Annotated in this window: 14 protein-coding genes; all 14 read left to right on the top strand. The window is 54.7% G+C overall.

Translation table 11 applies throughout. From position 1 onward, the window contains the following. Positions 1-33: 33 nt before the first annotated feature. Positions 34-1,413: a sulfatase-like hydrolase/transferase gene (locus Poly41_RS26070; protein WP_390621491.1), complete on the top strand. Its 1,380-nt coding sequence runs from the start codon at positions 34-36 to the stop codon at positions 1,411-1,413. Beyond that, positions 1,410-2,852 carry a sulfatase family protein gene (locus Poly41_RS26065; protein ID WP_146530409.1) on the top strand — a complete coding sequence of 481 codons (1,443 nt, stop codon included), beginning with the start codon at positions 1,410-1,412 and terminating at the stop codon, positions 2,850-2,852. Before Poly41_RS26070 ends, Poly41_RS26065 begins: the two co-directional genes overlap by 4 nt. Further along, complete coding sequence (locus Poly41_RS26060) at positions 2,849-4,300, top strand: sulfatase-like hydrolase/transferase (protein WP_146530300.1); 1,452 nt, start codon at positions 2,849-2,851, stop codon at positions 4,298-4,300. Before Poly41_RS26065 ends, Poly41_RS26060 begins: the two co-directional genes overlap by 4 nt. Before the next feature lie 178 nt (positions 4,301-4,478). After that, entirely contained in the window at positions 4,479-7,685 is a 3,207-nt protein-coding gene (locus Poly41_RS35105; protein WP_231615950.1) for a GH116 family glycosyl hydrolase, read from the top strand. Positions 7,686-7,784: 99 nt separating this feature from the next. After that, complete coding sequence (locus tag Poly41_RS26045) at positions 7,785-10,187, top strand: glycoside hydrolase family 95 protein (protein WP_231615949.1); 2,403 nt, start codon at positions 7,785-7,787, stop codon at positions 10,185-10,187. 59 nt (positions 10,188-10,246) lie between these two features. Beyond that, entirely contained in the window at positions 10,247-13,255 is a 3,009-nt protein-coding gene (locus tag Poly41_RS26040; RefSeq protein WP_146530299.1) for a glycosyl hydrolase family 28 protein, read from the top strand. Between the two features lie 153 nt (positions 13,256-13,408). Next, positions 13,409-15,220, top strand: a complete 1,812-nt coding sequence (locus tag Poly41_RS26035; RefSeq protein ID WP_146530298.1) for an arylsulfatase — start codon at positions 13,409-13,411, stop codon at positions 15,218-15,220. Positions 15,221-15,234: 14 nt separating this feature from the next. Next, positions 15,235-15,378: a hypothetical protein gene (locus tag Poly41_RS34385; protein ID WP_197231640.1), complete on the top strand. Its 144-nt coding sequence runs from the start codon at positions 15,235-15,237 to the stop codon at positions 15,376-15,378. 200 nt (positions 15,379-15,578) lie between these two features. After that, positions 15,579-16,229 (top strand): TetR/AcrR family transcriptional regulator, encoded by a 651-nt coding sequence (locus tag Poly41_RS26030; protein WP_146530297.1) that lies wholly within the window; start codon positions 15,579-15,581, stop codon positions 16,227-16,229. A gap of 41 nt (positions 16,230-16,270) precedes the next feature. Next, positions 16,271-17,686: an efflux RND transporter periplasmic adaptor subunit gene (locus Poly41_RS26025; RefSeq protein WP_197231639.1), complete on the top strand. Its 1,416-nt coding sequence runs from the start codon at positions 16,271-16,273 to the stop codon at positions 17,684-17,686. Continuing rightward, entirely contained in the window at positions 17,683-20,868 is a 3,186-nt protein-coding gene (locus Poly41_RS26020) for an efflux RND transporter permease subunit (RefSeq protein WP_146530295.1), read from the top strand. The genes Poly41_RS26025 and Poly41_RS26020 overlap by 4 nt, the downstream gene beginning before the upstream one ends. Positions 20,869-21,193: 325 nt before the next feature. After that, positions 21,194-22,381, top strand: coding sequence for a putative glycoside hydrolase (locus Poly41_RS26015; RefSeq protein ID WP_146530294.1), 1,188 nt, complete (start codon positions 21,194-21,196; stop codon positions 22,379-22,381). 47 nt (positions 22,382-22,428) lie between these two features. After that, positions 22,429-23,508, top strand: a complete 1,080-nt coding sequence (locus tag Poly41_RS26010) for a DUF3500 domain-containing protein (protein WP_146530293.1) — start codon at positions 22,429-22,431, stop codon at positions 23,506-23,508. A gap of 75 nt (positions 23,509-23,583) precedes the next feature. Next, complete coding sequence (locus Poly41_RS26005; protein ID WP_146530292.1) at positions 23,584-25,221, top strand: sulfatase-like hydrolase/transferase; 1,638 nt, start codon at positions 23,584-23,586, stop codon at positions 25,219-25,221. Positions 25,222-25,430: the final 209 nt, after the last annotated feature.

The raw sequence follows: 25,430 nt of genomic DNA, 5'->3' as shown, positions 1-25,430 counted from the left end.
CTTCGACACGATCCTAGCCGGCCGAACGTTATCGTGATCATGGCGGACGATCTGGGTTATGCGGATGTCGGTTTCAACGGCTGCAAAGACATTCCGACGCCAAATATCGATAGTCTGGCGAGGGATGGCGCGCGGTTTTCCTCCGGGTATGTAACCGGTCCGATGTGTGGGCCTTCACGAGCGGGGTTCATTACCGGGCAGGTGCAGTCGCGTTTTGGCTGGCACGGCAATCCGAATCAACCGCTAAACCCCACGCACGGGCTGCCAGCGGGAATCAAGACGGTGGCGCACTGGATGCAGCAGCAGGGATATGTCACTGGGGGAGTCGGCAAGTGGCACATGGGTACGTCCGATGACCAGCATCCCAATACTCTCGGCTTTGACGACTGGTACGGTTTTCTCAGCGGTGGGCGTCTTTACTACCCGTTGGACCATGCTTCGTACAAAGGCAAGTATTTGACGATGAACAAGCCCTGGGGTATGCGGGATATGCACCATACGATGCCGATTCTTCATAACAGGGAACCGCTGGAGTGGGAGCAGTACCTGACGCGGGAGTTGACAGACTACGGACTTCGTTTTATCGAAAAAAACCGTAGCGATCCGTTCTTTCTCTTCATGTCCTACAACGCGCCGCACGAGTACTTGGAAGCACCTGTCGAAACCATCGCGAAGTTTCCAGCGGAGAAGATGACGACGATTCCGGGGGTGAAACCGCAGAGCCGCTCGATCTATGCGGCGATGACCTATGAGATGGATCTGGGAATCGGAAAGCTGCTGGATAGCCTCAGCCGGCTTGGGCTATCAGAACAAACCATTGTTTGGTTTTTGAGCGACAACGGAGGCATGAAGCGAACGAGTGACAATCGCCCGCTGCGCGGCGCCAAGTGGGACAGTTTCGAGGGTGGTCTACGCGTTCCGCTTGTCGTACGCTGGCCCGGCAATGTGAAGCCGGGAACCGTTTTGGATTTTCCAGTCACGTCGCTCGACATCGGTGCGACTGCGGTATCGCTGGCTGGCGTTGATCTCGCAAAGACGGACCTCGATGGCGTCAACATCACCGCCTACATGACGGGACAGACGCTTGATGCTCCGCATGAAGAACTATTTTGGCGCACCGATCGCAAGATCGGCCATGAATGCGGGGTCTTGCGGATGGGCGACTACAAGCTGATCGTCCAGGAAAGCAAGGTCCAACTCTTTCATTTGAGAGATGACCTTTCCGAAACCACGGATCTTTCCCAAAGCGAACCCGAACGGGTGCAATCGATGTTGGCGCGCTGGAAGGAATTAGATCAGCAGAGCAAACCTTCCTACTTCACGAGCATTCAAAAAGGAAAGAATGCCTATCAATATGTAGATTACGAATGGCTCAAAGGCTCTCCGCACTACCACAAAAAGGAAAACCAATGAAAACGATAAACCGACTCATCCTTCTGACTGTTATCTCTAGCGTTTTCGCGGGGATAGCGCAGGCCAGCAAACCAAACGTCATTATCATCTTTGCCGATGATCAGGGCTATCAGGACCTCGGGTGTTTCGGGTCGCCGGACATCAAAACGGCGCGCATCGATCAAATGGCGAAGGAGGGAATGAGGTTTACCAACTTCTACGCCCAGACCGTCTGTGGGCCCTCGCGTGCTGCTCTGATGACAGGGTGCTACCCGCTGCGGGTCGCGCGGCAGGCTGACCCCGATTCGATTCATCCCGAAATGCATCTTGATGAAATCACCATCGCCGAGGTGTTGAAGACGCAAGGCTATACAACGGGTGCATTCGGCAAATGGGATTTGGCTGGGCACAGCCAGACTGCATACAAACCAGAATTGCTGCCGCCACATCAAGGGTTCGATCAATACTTCGGCACGCCCGGCAGCAACGACAAGTCGGTGAACTTGGTTCGCAACACAAAGTTGGTTGAGAAACAAGCCGACATGTCCACGTTGACCCGGCGCTACACGGACGAGGCGATTGGCTTTATCGAGAAAAACAAGGACAAGCCGTTCTTTGTCTATCTTGCGCACACCATGCCCCACACCAAGCTTGCCGTTTCAATCGATTTCAAGGGCAAGTCGGCGGGCGGATTCTATGGCGACGTGATCGAGGAGATTGATTTCAACGTTGGACGTGTGCTCGACAAAGTGAAAGAGCTGGGGCTCGACGACAACACCTACATTATCTACACCAGCGACAACGGGCCATGGCATTTGCGAGGTGACCATGGCGGCCATGCCGAGCCTTTGCGCGGCGCGAAAACTTCCTGCTGGGAGGGAGGTTTGCGTGTCCCGTGCATTATGCGTGCACCGGGCAGAATCCCTGCCGGAACGGAGTGCGATGCAGTGACCGCGACGATCGATATGATGCCGACCCTCGCCAAACTGGCTGGAACTGCTGGCCCAACGGATCGTGCGATTGACGGTGTTGATATTTCGCAGCTGATGCACGGCAAGTCGGAAAGCCTGAACCGCAACTATTTCTACTACCAACACGACTGCCTTCGTGCCGTGCGCTGCGGCACATGGAAGCTGATGCTTCCGCATACCGAACCGGAGCAAAGCAGCATTGCAACCAAATGGAAAAATCATATCGCTAAGGCTGACGCCATCCGCATTCAAAAGGTTCGGCTTTACGATCTAGACGCCGACATCGGCGAAACCACTGACGTTGCGGACAAATACCCGCAAAAATTGGCTGAGCTAATGCAGCTGGCCCAGCGGGCACAACAGGACGTCGGCGATCATAACACGTTCGGTGCTTCTGCCCGTACGTTCGGCGCACCGCGGCGTAGCCTTTCGGGCGAACAGAAGACCGTGCAGGTAAAGACAAGCATTCGCGACAAGGATAAAGAATGAGCCAGACCGTTAACGTTATTGCTGCTGCTGTTGGCGTGGTGGTGGGGCTGACCGGATTGCTTGCCGGAGCAGAAAACGCCCCGCCCAATGTGCTCCTCATCTATGTCGATGACTTGGGCTACAACGACTTGGGGTGCTATGGAGCGCAGGATCCCGGAATCAAGACGCCGAACATTGATCGCCTGGCTGCGGACGGGATACGCCTGAGCAACTACCTTTCGGCATGCAGTGTCTGTTCGCCCAGTCGTGGCGCGTTGCTCACGGGGCGCTATCCCCAGCGCAACGGTTTGCCGGTTTGCCCGAACGACAAACCCGAACACACGGACTGGTACGAACACGTCGGCCTGCCGCAAAGCGAGATCACCATCGCTGAGTTGTTGGGGCCACTGGGCTATGCGACCGCGGCATACGGAAAGTGGCATCTGGGGGACGCGGACAAGTTCGCGCCAAGGAAACAGGGCTTTGATGAGTATGTCGGCAGGAAGCACAATTTCCATGTGGGAAAGCCGGGCGTGTGGTTTCACAACGAAGAGCCGCAAGGCGAAATCATGTTCCGCGAGGCGCATCAGAAACTGACCGATGCGACCATCGCGTTCATGAAGCAGCAACGGGAAAAGGAGAAGCCGTTCTTTATCTATCTGGCCCACTACCTGGTTCATGGCCCATGGTCGCCGAACAAGGAGTTCTGTACTGCCGAGCAGTGGGCCTCGGTCGAGAAACGCAAGGGCGGCATGAATCCCACGGCCCTGCCGGCGATGGTGCGTGAACTGGACCATCATGTCGGACGGGTCCTTGCGTCGCTCAAGCAGCTGGATATCGAGAACGAGACGCTGGTGATCTTCGCGTCGGACAACGGTCCCTGGCTTCCGGCCGGCTCGGCGTACCCGTTGTCCGGCTGGAAATACACGACGATGGAGGGCGGCCACCGTGTCCCGGCAATCGTACGCTGGCCGGGCACGATTCCCGCAGGGCAGGTCAGCGATCAAATGGTCAGTGCGCTGGATGTGCTGCCGACGATTGCTGCCGCCACGGGCGCCTCGCTTCCCGTCGACCGCAAATTCGACGGCTATAACGTGATGCCAATGCTCAGCGGAAAGACCGACAAGAGTCCGCGACAAGAGTTCGCATACTACAACGGCTTGACCCTCGAGGCCATCCGCAGGGGGCCTTGGAAGTTGCACCTGCCTCGTCAGGCTGCCCATCGTGTCTATTGGGCTCAGCATCCCAAAAAAACCTACATGAACCTCGACCACGCCGTGCTGAATCATCTAGGTGACGACATTTCCGAGAAACAAGATCTGACCCAGAGCGTCCCAGAGCAGACGAAGGAGCTGCAAAAGTTGGCTGCGAAAATACGCCTTGAACTGGGCGACTGGAATAGGGAGGGGACGGATCGGCCGGAGTACTCGTACCCCGGCAACCTGAACAATCCGAATTGGAAACAGTAACGGCGACGTGTTCGCTCCAAGCAAAAGCAATCGAGAACGCGCAAATGCTGGATTGTAGTGAAATTCGCCAGAATTCCGTTCACTGCAAGTAAGGTAGGGAATTCTGACGAATTCCACTACGGTTCCTCGAGCCAAATTTGGAAATCACTAAAAAGTTCCAATCAAAACAGGATAGACAATGACCAAGAAATCCGACTCCGTCAGCAATACCTGTTGCGGCGGCACCCGATCATGCGATCCGGGCCCGGAAGGCCGGCGAGATTTTTTGAAGGCATCTGGGCTGACGGCCGCAATGCTCCTGGCGGGTCGATCCACGGTCATGGCGGGGCCTTTTATCAAGGAGGACTTTGAGCACATCATTCCCTCCGACAAAAAACTCAGCAAGGATTGGATCGCAAGTCTTTACGCTAGAGGCGAGGCGCTCCGTGCGACAGGTGAAGACTTGGAATTCATCGGCATGCCCATCAGCGGCATCTGCACAGGGCAAGTCTATCTGGGCGGCGACGGGCGGCTCTGGTATTGGAATCTGGACGGGACAAGAGACTCGAAACACATGGGAAGTGGCCCTCGGTTTACCGATCCGGACACCCTCCACTGCCCCATGGACCAAGGCTTTGCGTTGGAGGTTGTCTCCGGCGGCGAAAAGCGAGTCTTTACCCTGGATTCCCAGGGCTTTGAGGACGTGGTCTTCACCAATCGGTATCCGATGGCCCGGGTGGCGTATGCGGACGCGGCTTGTCCCGTGCGCGTCGAACTGGAAGCGTACACTCCCTTTATCCCATTGAACCGCGACGATTCCAGCTACCCCGTGATCGTGATGCGGTACACGATCAAGAACACCACAGACCAGATTCAAGAGACGGCCATTGCGGGGTGGGTCGAAAACCTCTCCAACTTCCGAAGCGGAAAAGACGCGGGCGGCATCCGGCTGAGTCGGTATAGCCAGCGGGATGGATTGTCGGCCGTGGAATGCTGGGCGAAACGGGCCACCGAGGACAATCGCCCCGAGCAAACCGAGGTGTTCGCCGATTTCGAGGGAGGCGATTACGGCGACTGGAAGGTGGAAGGAGAAGCCTTTGGCAGTGGGCCGGCATCGGGCGGGCGCACGATTCAGAAATTGTCCGGATTCAAGGGCACGGGCCTGGTCAATTCTTGGACCGGAAGCGACAACCCCCAGGGGAAACTGATCTCGCCAAAATTCAAGATCGAAAAACCGTTCATCAATTTCCTCCTTGCCGGCGGACGAGACGAGAAATCTCTGAACATCAGCTTGTGGGTGGATGGGAAAAAGGTTCGCTCCGCGGCCGGCAAACAGTCCGACGACATGGCATGGGCCGGTTGGAACGTCACCCCACTGCTTGGCAAGCAAGCACATCTTGAAATTCTGGACGCATCGTCGGGCGGATGGGGACATATCGACATCGACCACATCGTGTTCTCGACAAAACCTCCGATTCAACAAACGGATCCGTCTTTCGAGCTGGCCACGGATTTCGGATCCATTGCGTTGGGGCTGCTGGGGGAAGAAAAGCCGGACATCGTGGATATCAAGCGTTCCGAGCCGGGCTCGTCCGGTCTTTTTGCCTCCAGGCAAACCAACGAGACAACGGATGAGGTTTACGAAAGACCTTTCAGCGAGAGGGGATTTGCCTCGGTCGGGCGTACTCTGAATCTCAAACCCGGCGAAGAAAAAACCGTTTCCTTCTCGCTGTCTTGGCGTTTCCCCAATGCGAGTTATGTTACGGCGTTCGGACGCAAGCCGGGAGCTCGCGATATCAACTTCTACTCCACCTTGTGGCCGACTGCGACCGATGCCGCGGGCGCCGTCGCTGGCCGGGATAAGGAGTTGCATACGACAACTCAGACCTGGGCCGACACCTGGTACGATTCCACGTTGCCGTACTGGTTTCTCGAGCGAACGTTCGTTACGGTCGACTGCATGCAGACCCAGGTGGCCGAGCGGTTGGCCCTGCAAGACGGCATGTACAACCTGGACGAAGGCGTGAACTGCTGTCCGGGAAACTGCACGCACGTTTGGCAATACGCCCAGGGGTTGGCAAGGATCTTTCCGGTCATCGAACGCGAATGCCGCGACAAGGTGGAGTATGGTAAGGGATTCAGGACGAGCGATGGTTCGATCAACTTCCGCCATTCCATCGTCAACTTCCAGGATGCTATCGACGGTCAGTGCGGCACGATTCTTCGAGTCCTGCGCGAGAGCCAGATGACGACGGACTATCGCTTCCTCGCTGCGCTCTGGGATCGCACCAAGCTTTCCATGGATCACGTGATCCGGAAATGGGATAAAGAGGAGGATGGGCTACTGGCGGGCGCTCAGCACAACACGCTGGATGAACCCTGGTTTGGACAGGTGCATTGGCTGATCAACCTGTACCACGCCGCGCTCAAGGCGTCTGCGGTCATGGCGCGTCAAATGAAACAGCCGGCAGTAGCTCTGCGCTACGAGAGAATCGTCGCGAAAGGCGCTCCGGAGATGGTCAACATGCTTTGGAAGGAGTCGTACGGCCACTTCATCCACAAACCAGGGCCTGGCGAGGATGAAAAGCACGGCTCCACCAACGGTTGCCACATCGACCAGGTTCTGGGCGAGTTCTGGCTTCGGAACCTGGGCCTCGATCGAGTTCTTCCAGAAGACAAGATCCGTCAAACGCTCGAGTCGCTTTGGACATTCAACTTCTCACCCAACGTGGGCGATTTCAGAAACATAATGACCGATGGACGTTGGTACGCGGTGGAAGGCAATGCGGGATTGGTCATGTGTTCGTTTCCACACGGGAAGGTTGAAGCGAAAAGCGGTAAGAAAAACTATGCGGGCTATTTGAATGAATGCATGACTGGCTTCGAATGGCAGGTCGCCGCCCACATGATCTGGGAAGGCTTGGTCGAAAAGGGCCTCGCGATCGGCAAGGCCATTTATGACCGGTATTTGCCGAAAGACCGCAACCCGTATAACGAAATAGAATGCAGTGACCACTACGCCCGCGCGATGGCGAGCTACAGCGCCTTCATGGCCATCTGCGGGTATCGATACGATGGGCCGGAGGGCAAACTCGGCTTCGGGCCGCGTATGCAGCAGGATCATTTTCGCGCCGCCTTTACCACCGCAGAAGGCTGGGGCCGCTTCAGCCAGACCGTCCAAGGTGGTCGACAGAAAAACACGATCGAGTTGCACTATGGTAAACTCCACCTAAAGCAGTTGACTCTTGACGCTGCACCCGGAACGCAGGCCAGCCGAGCCGTGGTCAAACTTGACGACCGCGATATCGATGCCCGATTCCAGAGAGACGGTCAGCGCATCGTCCTTCAATTTCTGCAAGGTCTCGACATCGCTGCTGGCCATACCCTGCAGGTGCAACACGTTTAGGAGCGAGCGGAGAATAAGTGGCATAGGCTTCCAGTCTGTGATGGGCAAAGCATTGGTAGATCTCCTATTATCGTCACAAAAACAACGAGAGCAGTCACGATGAATCGATTGATGAAGAAGCGTTGTTTCATGGCAGGAGCCAGTCTGTGTTTCCTGCTTCTGAGTGTGCATACCGTTCCGCTTCACGCGGAGTCTCTGAATGCCCCGCCGGATGCATTGAGTCTTTGGTACACGCAGCCGGCAGCGCAGTGGACGGAAGCGTTGCCGATTGGAAACGGACGACTTGGAGCCATGGTGTACGGCGGGATGGAGCAGGAGCATCTACAGCTAAACGAAGACACGCTGTGGAGCGGCGGTCCCCACTGCTACGACAATCCGGACGCCTACGGGCACCTCGCCACGGTACGAAAACTGCTTGAGCAAGGTGAATACGCCGAGGCCGAGGCAACCGCAGAAAACATGCTGGGAATCCATAGGTACCAGCAGGCGTACATGCCACTGGGTGACCTGCTTCTTGACTTTCCCAAAGGCGAAGTGCTCAGCGATTACCGCCGTGAGCTGAATCTACAAAATGCGGTGACCACGGTCACCTATCGTATCGGCAATGCAAACTTCACTCGGCAGGTCTTTGCTTCTCAGCCCGACCAGGCCATCGTCATCCGTCTTGATTGCGATACACCGGGGCAAATCACGTTTGATCTGACGATGACAAGCCCTCATGCATTCCAGTCGAAGTCAACGCCGGACGGTACGTTGCGTATGACAGGCCAAGTTGGCCCACGCACCGGCGAGGGAACGAGTGGAGCCAGGCGTTTGATCGGGCCATGGGAAGGCGAGGGAATGAAGTTCGCCGCCCAAGTCAAGGTCATCGCCGATGGTGGAAGGGTTACGGATCAAGGAGATCGAATCTCTGTTCAAGATGCAGACGTCGTCACGCTTGTCTATGCGGCCGCGACCAGCTACGTCAACTATCAGGACGTCAGTGCGGATCCGGTGAAGAGGGCCCGAGACGATATCGATGGTGTTGGCGACCGATCTTACGAACAGCTCTACCAGCGGCACGTCGATGACTATTCCAATCTGTTCAGCCGCGTGGCGATCGATCTTGGCGGAACGAACAAAGAGGAGAGTCTGCCGACGGATGAGCGAATCAAAAGAGCAAACCGGGGCAGCAGCGATCCGCTCCTGGCTGAGCAAGTCTTTCAGTATGGCCGCTATTTGATGATTTCAGGCTCGCGTCCCGGTACACAGCCTCTGAACCTGCAGGGGATTTGGAACAGCGAGCTTCATCCGTCCTGGGGCAGCAAGTATACGATCAACATCAATATTGAGATGAACTACTGGGTGGCTGAGGTCGGCAACCTCAGCGAATGTCATGAGCCGTTTTTACGCATGGCCGGTGAACTGGTCGCTCCGGGTAGCAAGACCGCTAAGACGCATTACCACGCTGATGGCTGGATGACTCATCACAACACCGACCTCTGGCGCGGCACTGCGCCGGTCGACGGTGCTCACTGGGGCATGTGGCCCAGCGGTGGAGCCTGGCTCTGTCAACATCTTTGGGAACACTATCTCTACACCGGTGACATGGCACACCTGAGAAAGGCCTATCCCGTCATGAAGGGAGCCGCTGAGTTTTTCCTGTCGGAAAATGTACTGATTCAAGACAAAGACGGCTACTTGATCACCTCGCCGTCGATCTCACCCGAGCATAGTCACGGCGGTGAGAGCAGGGATGGACTCAGTTCAAATCGCTCAGGTGCTTCAATTTGTGCTGGTCCCACCATGGACGGACAGATTCTCCGCGATCTCTTCGCCAACTGCATTGCGGCCGCCGAGATTCTCGACGTCGACGAAGATTTCCGTGCCCAGGTGGCCAAGACCCGAGCGCAGCTCGCACCCATGAAGATCGGTCGGCATGGTCAGCTTCAGGAATGGCAACAGGATTGGGACAACCCGGACAAGCCGCACAGCCACGTCTCTCACCTCTACGGACTCTATCCCAGCGCCCAGATCAATCCCTTTGATACACCCAAGCTCTTCCATGCAGCCCGGACCTCACTGATCCAACGGGGCAATTCAGGTGGATGGCCCGGTGCCTGGCGAATCTCGCTGTGGGCCCGCGCGGGCGATGGTGATCGTGCCCAAACGAACCTGAATAACGTCATTCGCGGCCTGACCGAAAACCTCTTCAATGGTAGCCGGTTCCAGATCGACGCCAACTTCGGCGCCACCGCGGGTATCGCCGAGATGCTTCTGCAGAGTCATGGTGACGAAGTTCATCTCTTGCCAGCACTGCCCAAGGACTGGTCGACAGGTTCTGTGCGCGGATTGCGGGCGCGGGGAGGCTTTGAAGTGGACATTCATTGGCAGGAGGGTCAGTTAACCGAGGCAACGATTCGTTCGCTCAGGGGAAATCCGCTAAGACTTCGATACGGAACGGAGACTCGTGAGGAAGAACTCGCCAAAGGCGATCGCTTCACCTGGAACAGAAAACCGTGAGAGTCCCGGATCGCAGATCGACAAAGCAAAGGGATTGAAACACGTTCCAGGAACTGAAGATGACTCGGATACAACAACTGGCTTTGACAACCGTTCTAATCACGCCCGTCGTTCTACTGACGCTTGGTGCAAGCCACGCTCAGGAATCGCGGAGTGTCTATTCTGTCACAGACTATGGAGCCAGTGGCAATGGTGTGGCCGAAGACGCGGTCAGTATCCAGAAGGCCATTGATGCCGCCTCGGAGGCAGGAGGTGGTGTGGTTCTCTTTCCCCCGGGAGAATATCGTACGGCGACAATCTTTCTTAAAGATAATGTGACCTTACGTTTGGAGAAGGATGCCACGATCAAGGGGACTCCCGATTACAGTCTTTATCCCGCTGATATCGAACCGGTCTATGAAAGCTTCTTGTTGAGAAAAGACCGATATGCCCCGCGCGTGCTGATCGTTGCTCTGGAGAAGGAAAATGTGGCAATTGAAGGTGAGGGGACCATCGATGGTAACGGCAAAGTTCCTGCCTTGAAGGGGAAGAAGCGTCTAGCCTCGATCAACTTGATCCGGTTCATCAAGTGTAAGAATGTCCGCGTTGAGGGGACGGGATCATTGGAGCGTAAGCTGCTGATTACCAATGCCGCCCACTGGGCTTTGCAACCCATTGGAGTCGATGGCCTCGTGGTCAAGAACGTCCACATCCACAACTATGGCGGCGAGACACCCGATGGTTTGGCCATCTGTGACTCTCGTAATGTGTTGGTGGAAGACTGCCGGGTTGAAGCCGACGATGATGCGATGACCTTAAAGAGTGGCACGCCAGAGATTCTGATCGAGAATGTGACCGTGAAACACTCGACCTTTATCAGTCGTGTTTGTGGTTTTAAGATTGGTCCTCAGACCTTTGGTGGATTCAAGAACATTCACATCAGCAACTGTCATTTCGAAGGGGCCACCAAACCTCCCGCCACCCAGTACGATCCGCAGCAGGGTATCTTCCTTAACATTGGTACGGGCGGCTTTATTGACGGTGTTCTGGTCGAGAGCTGTACCCTGAGTAATATTCCCTCGGCCATGGGTGTGTTCTTGGGTAAGGTTGATGACCCATACTGGGAGACCTATTGGCCGGGCAAACCGAAGAAGCAAGAGTATGGTAGTATCAAGAATATCACGTTCCGCAATATTACGGCCAAGGACATGGGGACCTTCGGCGTCATGCTTGAAGGCCGTAGTGAGAGCAAGCTTGAAAACATCACGTTTGAGGACGTTCAGATTGAGAGTGTTGGTGGCGGCGAGGTGCAGGAACCTGCACCTGAGAAGCCCGGTGCCTATCCCAATCTGATTTATCTCTATGACGGCAATCTCGGCACCTGGGGTATGTTTTCCCGACACGTCGATGGGTTGACGTTGAAGGAGGTCTATCTCTGGACCAAGAACAAGGACCCGCGTCCCGATCTCTATCTGCATGACGCCACAAACTTCAACAAGGGCGGGTACGTGCCGCAAGTTCGACCTCCTGCTGTCACGAGGGTATGGAAACCCGATGCAACTTCCGAGTTTGAAGTCGGTGCCCAAATTCGTGCCTGGACGATTAAGGACGAGGGCATGGACACCATCCTGGACAATATGCAGCAGATGTGCGGCATCAACAATCTCTACATGGTCGTGGTCATGCACGCGGAACACCGTCCCTTTGCCGCTCCGGCGTTTCCCCACAATCCTGCTCGAGACACGTGGCAGGCCGAAGATTCGCGGGTGACCTTTTTCCCCGAGATGGATCGTTATGGAGCAGTCAAACCGCTCCTATCGGATGTTGACTGGATCAGGAAAACGGATTGGCTCGGGCTGATGGTGGATGCCTGTCGAGCCAGGGGAATGGCGGTCGGTGCCGAGGTGTCTCATTTCCCTATTCCCAAATCGCTGATCAGAAGCCACCCGGACTGGCAACAGCGCAAGATCGATGGCAGCAGTTGGAGCACCAGCCGGTTCTGCCCCAATAACCCGGAAGTTCGTGAATACGTGGTAGCCCTCTTTGGCGATTTGGCTGCCAACTACGACTTGGACTATATCCAAACCTGTCAGCACCTCTTCGATCGAAACGATGCCATTGACAAAGCAGGAAGTTGTTTTTGCCGTCACTGCAAGGCCGAAGCCATGAAGATCGGTTTTGATCTTGAGGCTGCCATTCCCAAACTGCGAGCCCATCCAGACAGTCAACCCGAGAAGGGCAGTTGGATTCGGTTGAGACGAAACTCCACCACGGAGTTCTATCGACTCATCGCTGAAGAGATCGACAGGGTGAAGCAAAATCCCAAATGCCATCTGCGTTACAATGATACCTATCCCTACCGCCGCTGGATCCTGGAGGACGTCGGCATGCATTTGGATAAGGTGGGGCGCCATCTCGGTTCGCTTGTCCATCAGGACCATGAAGAACAAAAGGGCAAGCCCGACGAGGACTTTGCCTTACGCAAGGCCTGGCTGACCAAGAGTCGACGTCTGGTCGGTCCTGACCTGCCCATCGTTTGCGGAATTGCCCCTCGCATCAAGGCGACACCCGAACTGGTGAAGCGGGGGATCAAGGTTGCCCTTGAACATCCGGCCGAGGTCAACGGCCTGGCCTTCAAACATTATGACGGCGCCTCGTTCGGCCTGATGCGGGCCTTCAAGCAGGGAATGATTGATGCCGGTGTGCAGGGACTGACGCCCATCATTGGAAAAGAGGTCGAAGAGATGGAACTCGATAACTTCCAGCGTTTCGATGATTACGTGGAAGAGTGGGGCGCCGAGACCACTGGTAAGGGATCGGCTTCCTATCGATTTGACAACACCTCAGGCTGCTATGATATCCGTGTCTCCTATTTCGACGAGGAACGGGGACAAAGCAAAGTTCGACTTTTTGTTGACGGCAAAGAGGTCATCAATTTCAGCTTGGATGAGGATGTAGACTGTTGGCGCTGGCGACGTTTTGAAAACATTCAGGTGAACGCGGGTGACGAGATCAAACTGGTCGCAGAAGCAGACCGGCAAGAACGCGTCCGCCTCGATTTCGTCGAATTCATTCCTCTTGAGAACTAACTGACTCACTTGGAAACACAGAACAGGTCCAGGATCAATCGGAAATACCGACAGCGTAATTGAGTTCCCGCGACTGACGACCTCGAAGCAGATACCGTGACCAATGTACTTCCCGAAATTTATTAAGAGTCCGAGATTTAGAAAGAGAATCTGATGCAACCAAGACGTTTCATTCAACTTTTTGTCGTCGCATGTTTGTTTGCAACGACAGCCTACCGAGTCGAAGCAGAAAAGCCCAATGTCGTGATCGTGATCACGGACGACCAAGGCTATGGCGATCTGGCCTTTACCGGCAACCCTGCGATCAAAACTCCCAATATCGACAAACTCTGCCGACAGGGAACGTTGCTGAACAACTTTCATGTCGATCCCACTTGCGCGCCGACGCGTTCGGCGCTGATGACCGGCCGCTATTCGGACCGCGTCGGAGTCTGGCACACGGTTCAGGGACGCAACATGCTGCGTCGACGCGAAATCACGATGGCCAATGTTTTCAGCCAGAACGGCTATGCCACTGGACTCTTTGGTAAGTGGCATCTAGGCGATTGCTATCCTTACCGGCCTGAAGATCGAGGGTTTCAACATTGCGTTTATCATAAGGCCGGCGGCGTTGGACAAGCGCCCGACTATTGGGGCAACGACTACTTCGACGACACCTACATCGCGGGCGGAAAGCACCAGCGTTTCGACGGCTTCTGTACCGATGTCTGGTTCGACGAGGGCATGAAATTCATCAAGGCGAACCTGGACAAACCCTTCTTGGCCTATATCTCGACCAACGCTCCGCATAGCCCGTACTACTGCCCTGAAGAGTACACCAAGCCCTATGAAGGGAATCCACAGGTTTCCATTACCGAGTTTTACGGCATGATCACGAACATCGACGACAACATGGCCAAGCTCATGAAGTTGCTCGAACAGGAAGGGATCGCGGACAACACGATCCTTGTCTTCATGACCGACAACGGGACCGCCGGCGGGTTGAAGAACGGCCGCGGCTACGATGGCGGCATGCGCGGTATGAAGAATTCCGAATACGACGGCGGTCACCGAGTTCCCTTCATTATCCGTTGGCCAAATGGAAAGATTGAAGCCGGGAAATCTGTCGAGCAACTGACCGCGCACATCGATATCTTGCCGACATTCATTCAACTCTGCGGACTTAAAACGCCTGACATTGAATTCGATGGAAGCGACATCAGCGACCTGCTCTACACCGATGGCAAAGAATGGCAGGATCGCGCCCTTGTGGTTGAATCGCAACGCGTGGTCGATCCGATCAAATGGCGCAAGAGCGCCGTGATGACCGACCGCTGGCGATTGGTCAACGGCGAAGAGCTCTTTGAACTGAAGGCCGACCCCAAACAGACGAATGACGTTGCGTCTCAGTATCCCGAGGTCTTCCAGCGTTTGCGGGGCGAATACGACAAGTTCTGGAACGATGTCTCTCGAGAACACGACCTCACCAGCTACATGGTCATTGGCTCCGAGCACTCGCCCATCGTCTCGCTCTCTTCGCACGACTGGCTGATCGACAAGCTTCCGCCATGGAACCAGTCCCATATTAAGCAAGGAGCGGTTGCCGAGGCATCGTTTTGGGCCATCGAGGTCGAACGCGATGGCGACTATGAAATCTCACTGCGACGCTGGCCGGTGGAAGCGGATATGGGGATCAACGACGGAACCTATGGTAAAGCGTTCAATTATCAGCAGGCGCGCTTGCGTATCGGTGATGTCGACGAAACCAAAGATATTCCTGAGGGAGCCAAGGAAATCACCTTTCGTGTGTCCCTCAAAAAGGGAGTCACCCAACTTGCTCCGGTCTTCATCGGCCCAGGTCTGGCGGCCACACCCTACTATGCCTATGTGACGCACCTGCCGACGCCTGGCTGGCAAACTCCTCAAGGGATGGGCATCCCCATCTACGACCCCACCTATGGCCGCGTGCCGCCACAAGTGAAGTAACGGCAGAACGGAAGATGAAACGCCAATTGATTGTTTTATTGCTGTTGGCGGCCGCGACGCGATGCCGTGCCGAAGAGACACGCAAGCTGACAGCAATGTTTCCACGAGTGGCTCCGACATTTGCCTGGGAAAGAGCGTTGGTCACCTATTCAAGGTAATTGGCCTTCACCAAAAGTGCGGCAGGTCTCATTCTGGGCGCCCCGTGACAGCGTGAAGGCTACTGCAGAACCTGCGACGTGCGTTCTTCAGCAAAGAAAATTAGAAGCTTCTCTTGCAATCTGGGCGTTCCAAAAATACACTTAGCAAATGGACGGACGCGTCCGTCCGCAATGACTCGGCGCAGGAAAACACCACACCCATGCAAAACAATGCACCAAACCGTGCCGAAGAGGCGCTGTTTTCCGCGGAAATCGAGACCGATCCCAAGCGGAAGTGCATTCTCGAGGCTGCAATCGAAACGTTTGCCCAAAACGGCTTTCGCGGGACAGATGTCCAGGAGGTCGCGAATCTCGCATCGGTTGGCAAGGGGACGGTTTACCGAAGTTACGGCACCAAAGAAGAGTTGTTCTGGGCCGTCTCTAGAGAAGTGGACGGCCGGCTCATCAAGCACATCAACGATGGGCTTAAACAACCGTCGGAAGACTATCGCGATCATTTGCGATCGATTGCCATTCGGTTTGCAGAGTTCCATGCCCAAAACCCTTCGTGCCTAGAAATCGCCATTCTCGCACGTTCGGAGTTTCAAGGTTCCATTCCCGAGCATCACCTCGCACAACACCGCGAACAGCTCGAAATACTCACGACACAGTTTGAGAATTTCCAGCAGACCGCCTGCGGACACTCCGTTTCCAGTCGCGACTTGATGTATTGCTTCATCGCAATGTTACGCGGCGTCGTGAACATGTACTGCTATGCGGAGTCTTTCGAGTGGTCAAAGAGTCTTGTGGAGTTTATGGAAATTTCAGTTGATGTCTTTTTGCGGGGTCTGGAACAAGATGGGGCTCAATGATGCAAAACGAAACAGCACAACTTGGCATAGGAATTCAATCGATGCGACGACTCGGATGCATCGGATCGTTGCTTATCGCGATAGCAGGCGGATGCAATCGGCCCCTGGCGTCGTCGGAAGACAGCAAGCAGGATACAGAGACAGCGAATGTCTCGCTCATCTCAAGTTCGTTGCCGGAAATCGATATTGCCACTGTCACTCGCAGAGATGTTAGCCAAGACCTGGAACTGGTTGGGACCTTAATTCCCGTGCGAAAAACAACGATAGTCGCTGAAGTCAATGGCGTGGTTGAATTTATCGCCGAATCGGATCGCCGCGTACAATTTGGTTGTAAAAAAAGCACAGAAGCAATGCAGCTTGTGATCGACATCGGTAGCATCGTTAGGAAAGGCGATGTACTGGTACGACTAAAGGATTCCGAACAGCGACTTGCCGTTGAAGGCGCAAAGGCTCAGTGCGTCTTACTGGAAAAGCAACTTGCCGATTTACTCTCCTGGCGTCGCGATGAAGAAATCGTGCAGTTGCGAGCCACGCTGGCGGAGAAGAAGGCTCAGGCCGAATACGCCATTGCCACAGTTGATCGGTTCAAAAAACTACTACCGCAAAACGCAGTCTCAAGGTCGGTCTATGATCAAGCGGTTGCCGAAGCCGCACGTGTTCGCGCCGAAGTCGAACGGGCGGAAGCATCGTTGGAAATCGCTCTAGCGGGACCGACCCCGGAGCAGATCGACGTCGCCAAGGCTCAGCTTGCCGTCGCTCAAGCCGACGTCGCGAGCCGTCTGGACACGCTCAACAAGATGACGATCCAGGCCCCCTATGACGGCATCATCACGCACCGCTACATCGATATCGGTGATCGTTTGATCGAAATGAAAGACCCTGAGATCGTTGATATGATCGACGCCAGAGTCTTGCAGGCCGAAGTCGCCGTTCCGGAGCGTTTCTTTTCGGGAATCAAGCTTGGAGACACGGGCCAGATTGCTGTCGAAGGGCTTACCGAACCGGTCGCAGGCATCATCGATCGTATCGGTGGTGAGATCGACTCCAACACTCGTACGTTCTTGATTCGGCTTTCTATCGACAACACCGAGGGTAGGCTCAGACCCGGCGGATTTGCTCGAGTTTTTCTGCCGGTTGCTTCTGCAAAGGCGACGTTGACCGTGCCGTACTCAGCCGTCGCGTTCCAGGAAGGGCGTCCGGTAGTTTTTGTGTTCCATAGCCAAGGCGCTGATCAGGGGAAAGTCCACAGCCAAGAGATTCGCTTGGGCGTTTGCAGTCACGAACACTACGAAATCTTGTCCGGTCTGAACGAAGGGCAGCGGGTTGCTTATGGACAGACGGCGATTTTGAACGACGGCTTGATGATCCGGTCTCGGATGAAATCTGAGCAGCACGGCATCACTTTGTCTGAGCAAGCAACCGTCACGGTGGCGACGGACGGAGCGATGCACAAATGAGAATCTCAGAGCTGTGCATTAACCGCCCGGTCATGACCACGATGGCGGTCTTGGCGCTGATCGTTTTTGGCGGCATTTCCTACATGGGCATCGGGTCGAACATGTTCCCCGATGTCGATGTTCCTGTCGTGACCGTCACGGTGCTCAATCCTGGCATGGCACCGGAGACCATGGACCGTGATATCGCCGACAAAATAGAAGAATCGGTTGGCACGATCAGCGGAATTGATACGCTGCGAAGCCAAAGTTTGGAAGGGATCACCCAGGTCTTCATCGAATTCGAGCTGGAAGAGGACGTTGACGTCAAAGCACAAGACGTGCGAGACAAAATCTCGCTGATTCGTCGTGATCTTCCTAGCGAAATAGAGGAACCGACGGTCGAAAAACTGGATCTGGATGTCCAACCGATCATGTCGATCCTAGTCGCCGGGCCGTTGTCGGTGTCCCGACTGACACGGATTGCTGACGAGAGAATCAAGCCATTGATCGAAACGATTCCTGGCGTCGGCAATATTCGCATGGTCGGTGATCGCGACCGTGAGATTCGTATCTGGTTACGCGCCGACGACCTCCGTTCGCACCATCTGACCGCTCAGGACGTGATCAATGTCTTGCGACAGGAAAACCTGGAGCCGCCCGGAGGCCGCGTGGAAACCGGCAACCGCGAGATCATTGTTAAGACCAAGGGCAAGCTGGAAAAGGTTGCGGATTTTGCTGACATCATCGTCAAACGTGACGGCCAGCGCATGGTTCGACTCAGCGACGTTGGCTACGTCGAAGACGGCATGGAGGATTGTCGTGGCATCGCACGGCTCAACGGGCAGTTGGCGGTTTGTTTGCAAGTTCGACCACAATCTGGCACCAACATGGTTGCGGTTGCCCATACCGTAAAAGCACGACTGGACGAGATTCGTCAATCCGTCGCCGAGGAACAAGTCACGCTCACGATTGCTCAAGACAATTCCGTCTTCGTTAACGCCAGTATTGAGGAGGCCGAAGGCGAATTGATGCGTGGTGCCGCATTGGCCGTGCTGGTGATCTTTCTGTTTCTTCGTTCTCTTCGCGGTTCATTCGTTGCGGCCTGTACGATTCCGACAACGATCATCGGAACGTATGCCTTCATGTACGCGATGGGTTTTACCGCCAATATGATGACGATGTTGGCTCTGACGATTTCTGTCGGGATGATTATCGACGATTCAATTGTGGTACTGGAGAACACCTATCGGCACATGGAAGCCGGTCATCCACGGATCGTAGCCGCACGCATGGCGATCAACGAAATCGGCTTCGCGGTGATCGTGACTTCACTTGCCATCGCAGCCGTGTTCATCCCGGTGGCGTTCATGGAAGGACTGGTCGGGCAGTTTTTCTTCGAGTTTGGCTTGACCGTGACCGCTGCGGTGTTCATCTCGACCGTGATGGCGGTCACCTTATCACCAATGCTATGCGGACGCGTCCTGGTGGTATCGAAGAGCCACGGTTTTCTCTTTCGTTTCGTTGAGAGCATCCTAGGAGGAACGGAGAAGCTTTATCGCCGTATCCTTGACATCGCAATCAATTCGAAACTCAAACTCCTACCTCGAATTTCGCTGGGAGGTCGTTTTACGCTTCCCGGTGTTTCGATCGGAGTCCGCTGGTTTGTGATTGGCGGAGCGATCGCGTTTTTCGCTTCCAGTCTTTACATCGCGCAGTTCTTGGGCGACGAGTTCGTTCCGCAGGCTGATGAAGACCAGTTCAATATTCACATCGAAGCCGCTGTGGGCACATCGATCACGGCAAGCGATCACTTGTTGCAAGAAATCGAACGCCGACTGGTGTCGTTGCCGGCAGTCGTCGATATCTTCACCACGATTGGTGCCGGTGTCGAAGAACGCGTCAACGTCGCCACGGTGTTGGTCAAACTTACCGGCAAAAAAGATCGTTCGCTCAGTCAATTCGAGATCATGGATAGGGCTCGTGAGAAGCTTCATGATCTAAAGCACTTGAAAACCAGCGTCGAGATCGTTCCGCGAGTTTCCGCCAGCGGTGTCAGCACGGCGGTGTACCAATATGTGATCTGCGGCACCAAGCAAGACGAAATCGTCGTCTTTTCCAAGCAAATGGAGGAGGAGTTGGCGAAGGTCGGGTTAATCGAAGTCAATTCCACCTGGGACGACGCCAAACCTGAACTGGAAATCCATCCCAATCGCAAGAAAGCCCAATTCATGGGCGTTTCGACTCAGGACGTTGGGAACGCGATTTATGCTCTCGTTGGCGGAGTCGATGTCACGACTTTTGAAAGCGATGGCGAGACATTTGACGTTCGCATGCGTCTGGTGCAACAGGACCGCGACCGCACGGACAGCGTTCTTTCCATTCCGGTGAGAACAGACACCGGAGAGCTAATCGAGATTCGTAACGTGGTCGATTCGGAAGATCGTCTCGGCCCCGTTCAAGTCGATCGGATCGACCGCATGCGTCAGATCACGATCAACGCAAGTCTCCCGCCTGGGATGATGCTGGGCGATGCCGTTAGAAACACCGGCGAAATCGAATCTCGAATCGGTTTACCGCCGGGCGTTACCACAAGATTCTCCGGAGAAGCGGAGAACATGGGAGAATCCTTTGCAAGTATCGGTGTCAGCATGGGGCTGGCCGTGCTTCTGATTTACATGGTCTTAGCGGCTCAGTTTGAAAGCCTATTGCACCCGCTGACAATCATGGTCACCCTGCCGCTTTCGATCACCGGAGCCTTAGGGGCTTTGTTGATCACAAACCAAAGTATTAGCATTTTCTCGTTGATTGGCATCATCATGTTGATGGGCTTGGTAACGAAGAACGCAATTTTGTTGATCGACTACACCAATCAACTTAGGTCTCAAGGGCGAGAAAGAAACGTGGCCGTGCTTGAAGCCGGCCCGATCCGATTGCGACCGATTCTGATGACCACATGTTCGACGATCATGGGCATGTTGCCTGCAGCGATGGGGCTGGGCGAAGGAGCGGAAACGCGATCGCCGATGGGAGCTTGCATCGTCGGCGGCATGATCACCTCGACGGTGCTAACCTTGCTGGTTATCCCCGTTGTCTACACGGTTTTAGACGACATCGAATCGTTAGTGCTGAGTATTCCAGGCAAATTGCGATCTCTCCTTACGGATGGTCGCAAACAGACTCCGACAATTTCAGCTTCGAACTGAGAGCGCGAGGCAAAATCCAGTTGCAGTTGTGACCATCCGAATGTCTCCTTTTTGGGCTCGTCAGCAGAATCGGTGGGCAAGCTCCCGTCCGTTCCGCGATTCTGACCTCGCAAAACCCAATATTTTCGGCGAATACACCCGGTTCAAAAGTCACCACCGGTTTGACTTTGGATTTTCGAAGGCATAGGCTCTTGTGTCCAATGAGCTTGAAAAGCAGCCTTGACGAGGAAAGTCTCGCTCAGGCTGCTCGCGCCATTGGCACGCTATCGACCGAGACGTCAAGTGACACCCGACGACTTTCATCCACCGATTCTGCGGAAGAGCCATGAATAAACGAGTGATTGTTGGAGTTTTATCTTTCGTCGTCGGTGCGGGGCTTCCGTCGGTTTTGCTAGGTCAGCACTACCTCAATAGTGATGGCAGTCGATTCGTGCCAAAGGACTTTTATCCAAAGTTCAGCTGGGATACCACGCCCATGTATTACATGTTCGGTGATACGACACGGTTGCTGGAACCTGAGGAAGTTGAGTTCATTGCTGAGCGAACGGATTTCCTCTGCATTGAAAAATCGCATGGACGCACCCCACTCGGTGCCGCCGAGTTGGGGGCCAAGCATGAGGCCGCGGCCTTTAAAAAGATCAAGCCGGACATGAAGGTGCTGTTCTACTTCAACTCGGCATATGCATGGCCCTTTACCTCTTACAATCAAGCGTTCACGCGGAACAAGATCGACGAGCATCCGAAGCTAAAGAGTTTTCTAATCGTTGATCCGAAAACAGCAGAGCTGGCTCATCGACGCAATGTTTTCTTCTTTGACGTTCTCAATCCTGAACTTCGTGAATGGTGGTCGACTACCGTTGCCAAGGGCGTTGCCGAATCCGGCTGCGATGGGGCATTTATCGATCAAATGCATGGTTTTGCCTGGCTTCGTGCAGACAAGAGCGAGGATGTTCAAAAGGCGATGGGCGAAATGATGGCCTTGCTCAAGCGGAAAATGGGCCCGGACAAGATCCTTCTCGGCAACAATGCCAACCAAGACATTGCTAAGGATGCTTTCCCCGTGATGGATGCCAGCATGTTCGAGCACTACAACGAGAAACTCCTGAGCAAAGAGAGTCTGCTCCAAGACTGGGACGACATGCTGCGTATCGCCCAGGCCGGGAAGATGTCAATCTTTCGGATCGGTGTCGAATCCGACCCGCGCGCGAGTCAGGATCAAGGTCGACGGGGATCAAGACGTGATCAACCCGTTTTGGCCAAGGAACGGGCGGAATACTACCTCGCCTGTTACCTGATCGGAGCCCAGCCCTATTCCTACTTTCAATACGGATGGGGATGGACTTTGTCGTCAGGATCCTTACATGAGTTTCCTGAGTTGCGCAAAGCACTCGGGCCACCCAAAGGTGCTTACGACCGAACCACACCCGATGGCTGGGAGTTCACTCGCGAATTTGAGCATGCCAGCGTCTGGGTCAATACCGAAACGGGAAACGCTAAGATCACTTGGCGATAAGTTTGCCTGGACATCAACTCCCCGAATTCCTGTAAGGAAAATCGAACATGAAACGATTCGCCCTCCCTGCGATCCTCTTAGTCGGCGTCACGGTCACGAATGCTCAAGAGAAGAAGGAGCAACCCAAGGCTCCCGTAGCCGAAATTCGCCAGGCGGCGGTTGGCTTCCTCGAGGGTCTGAGCCCAGAACTGCGAAAACAAGCGTCGTTCACCCTGGACGACCAGGAGCGTCGGGCGTGGAGCAATCTCCCGGCGACTTCCTTCAAGCGAGAGGGTGTCAGTTTCAAGGAGATGTCACCCGAACAACGATCGCTAGCGCATCGACTGCTTCAAAGCACTTTAAGCAGCCAGGGCTATCTCAAAACGACGGGGATCATGCACCTTGATGAGATCCTCAAGAGCCTGGCTGAAAAACGCCGCCCCACCAATACGCCCATGTTTGGACATGATCTTTACTGGATTGGGATCTTTGGCGATCCAGCGAAGGACAGCTCGTGGGGCTGGCAATTGGACGGACATCACCTTGCGTTGAATATCACCGTGATTGGGGATGAAGTTTCGGTCCGCCCCACATTCATGGGTTCCGACCCTGCCAGGTTGCCCGAGGGAACGTACTCGGGGTGGAAAGTTCAGAGTGCGGAGGATGAAAAAGGGAAGCAGCTCTTCGCATCCCTTAACGAGAAACAGCGTGCCAAAGCGATCATTGGCAACGTGGCTCCCCGTGACGTGATCACCGGTCCGACACGCGGCGACCAATTGAAGACGCCAACTGGCTTGCCGGCATCTGATCTTAACGCCGCCCAGCGCCGCCTCTTGATGTCTCTGATCAACGAATACGTTCACAATTTCGAACACAACATTGCCCACATCCAAATGGATCGAATCTTAGCGGCCGGGTTAGAAAAGATTCATTTCGCATGGGCTGGCACAGAGGAAGGCAAGCCCTATTACTACCGGATCCATGGCCCCACCGTCATCATCGAGTTCGATAACCACTTCCCTCCCGGACGCAACTCCGGTGCTGTCAACCATATTCATACCGTCTTTCGCGAGCCGGGCAACGACTACGGTGAGGACCTCCTTCGAAAACACCTGCTGGAAAGTCCGCATCACCAAGTCGAAAAGTAACGCACACACCACATCCAGCCATCAAAGAAGACATGAAATCGATTTCCCGCCACTGGACATTGAGGGAAATGGCACATGGCGATCAACCACCATGCGTTTCCGCAACCCGAAGATCAGGGTTTCGATTGGACATGTCACAGTCTTGGTGTGACCAAAAAAATGTCCCCTCATCGCTTGACAGGATTCGCCAGTACCGCACCTGACGATCCATTTCGTATCGATGAAAACGGGTACCCGTACCACCAGAACAACGAAGACGCGATGGAGTTCCTGCGTGAAAGCAAAGACCAACCCTTTTTCTTGTACTATGCAACTTGGCTTGTTCACTCGCCAATTCAGACTCGGTCGCTCGCCAACTTGGAAAAATACTGCAAGAAGCTGGGCGTCAATATACCAACCGACCCTGAGAAATGGGAACTTGAGGGCCAGCGAATTCCTTTTTACTGTGCGATGGTCGAAGAACTTGACCACCACGTCGGCAGACTCTTCGACTACCTCGATCAAACTGAAGACCCCCGTTGGCCTGGACATACGCTGATTGAAAACACCTACCTGATTTTCACGTCCGACAATAGCGGCATGGAACAGCATCCCAGTGAGATCATCACAGACAACTATCCACTCGACCGTGGCAAAATCTCTGCCCGCGAAGGTGGCACTCGCGTCCCGCTGATTGTCGCCGGGCCAGGAATTCCCGGCGGAACCCAATCAGACGTGATGGTCAACGGACTGGATTTCTATCCGACGGTTCTATCGCTGTGCGGTATCAAGAAGCCCGTCGAAAAGCATTTGGACGGCTGCGATCTAAGACCACTCTTGCTTGGCGACCCCACCGATCCAGCAGTTGTAAAAACTGCAGATGGCACAGTTCGCGACACGCTCGTTTGGCATTTTCCGCACAGTGTCGCGATGGAAAGTACGATCCGAATCGGCGACTACAAACTGATCCGCAAGTACGATCACGTCGGCAATCCGAACGTCGAAAGCGAGCTTGAGCTGTTTCGACTCTACAAGAGCGACGACGGCAAGCAAGAACGTGCTGACATTGAAGAGTCCGCGAATCTGGCGGAAGCCATGCCGGAGAAGGCGAAGCAGATGAACGATCGACTTACCCAACTCTTGTCGGAAATGAAGGCGAGCTACCCCTACTACAACCCCGACTACAACAAGTCACTGCCTCACCAAGAGCATGTCTGCAACGTTGTTTCGCACGAACAGATCGATAGCAACGTCAACATTGTGTTCCACGAGAACGGTGCCAAAGTCGTACGCGCCAACTTGATCTACACGCCCAATGGCGGGCAGAGGTACGAGGAGTGGTATCGAATGGCAGCAACTTTACATGACGAGTCAAAGGCGTCGGCCAAGTTGCCCGAGGGTACAACGCACTACTTTTTTAATTTGATTGACGAGAACAACTTCCTGCGGAGCTATCCGGAAGTCGTGGATGTCATCGGTCAGCAAAATGGCAAGCATCCCTACTCGTTGACCGCGTTGGAGAACGAAAACTTCAAGGGCACGGTGTCGTCCAAAACGCACCGCCCCAAAACCAACCGCCAAAGAGCATTCCGTCGCTGGGACACCAATCAGGACCAATCGCTCTCACTGGACGAATACAAGGCAGGATTGAGTGGGCATTCGGATCTCGAAAGACGCTTCAGACACTTTGAAACCAATGGCGACTCTCTGTTGTCACCTGACGAATTTAAGTGAAAGGCAAAAGCATGAACCATCGAATGTAGATTGGCTGTGGAGCCCGCAGGCTCCACATTCTGAATCCGATGTCTCCGGGATCACCGCACATCTCGATTCCCGAATTCCACTAAGATATCCCGAGCAAGAGATTATTCGTTCTCAATGCGTTCCTTCTCGTCGGCGTCACGAACCGGGTAACGACGACGGTGAAGTCCTCCTTAGAAAAC

This window comes from Novipirellula artificiosorum (genome assembly GCF_007860135.1).
GTDB classification, from domain to species: Bacteria; Planctomycetota; Planctomycetia; order Pirellulales; family Pirellulaceae; genus Novipirellula_A; species Novipirellula_A artificiosorum.
This window is presented reverse-complemented; position numbering and strand designations above follow the sequence as displayed.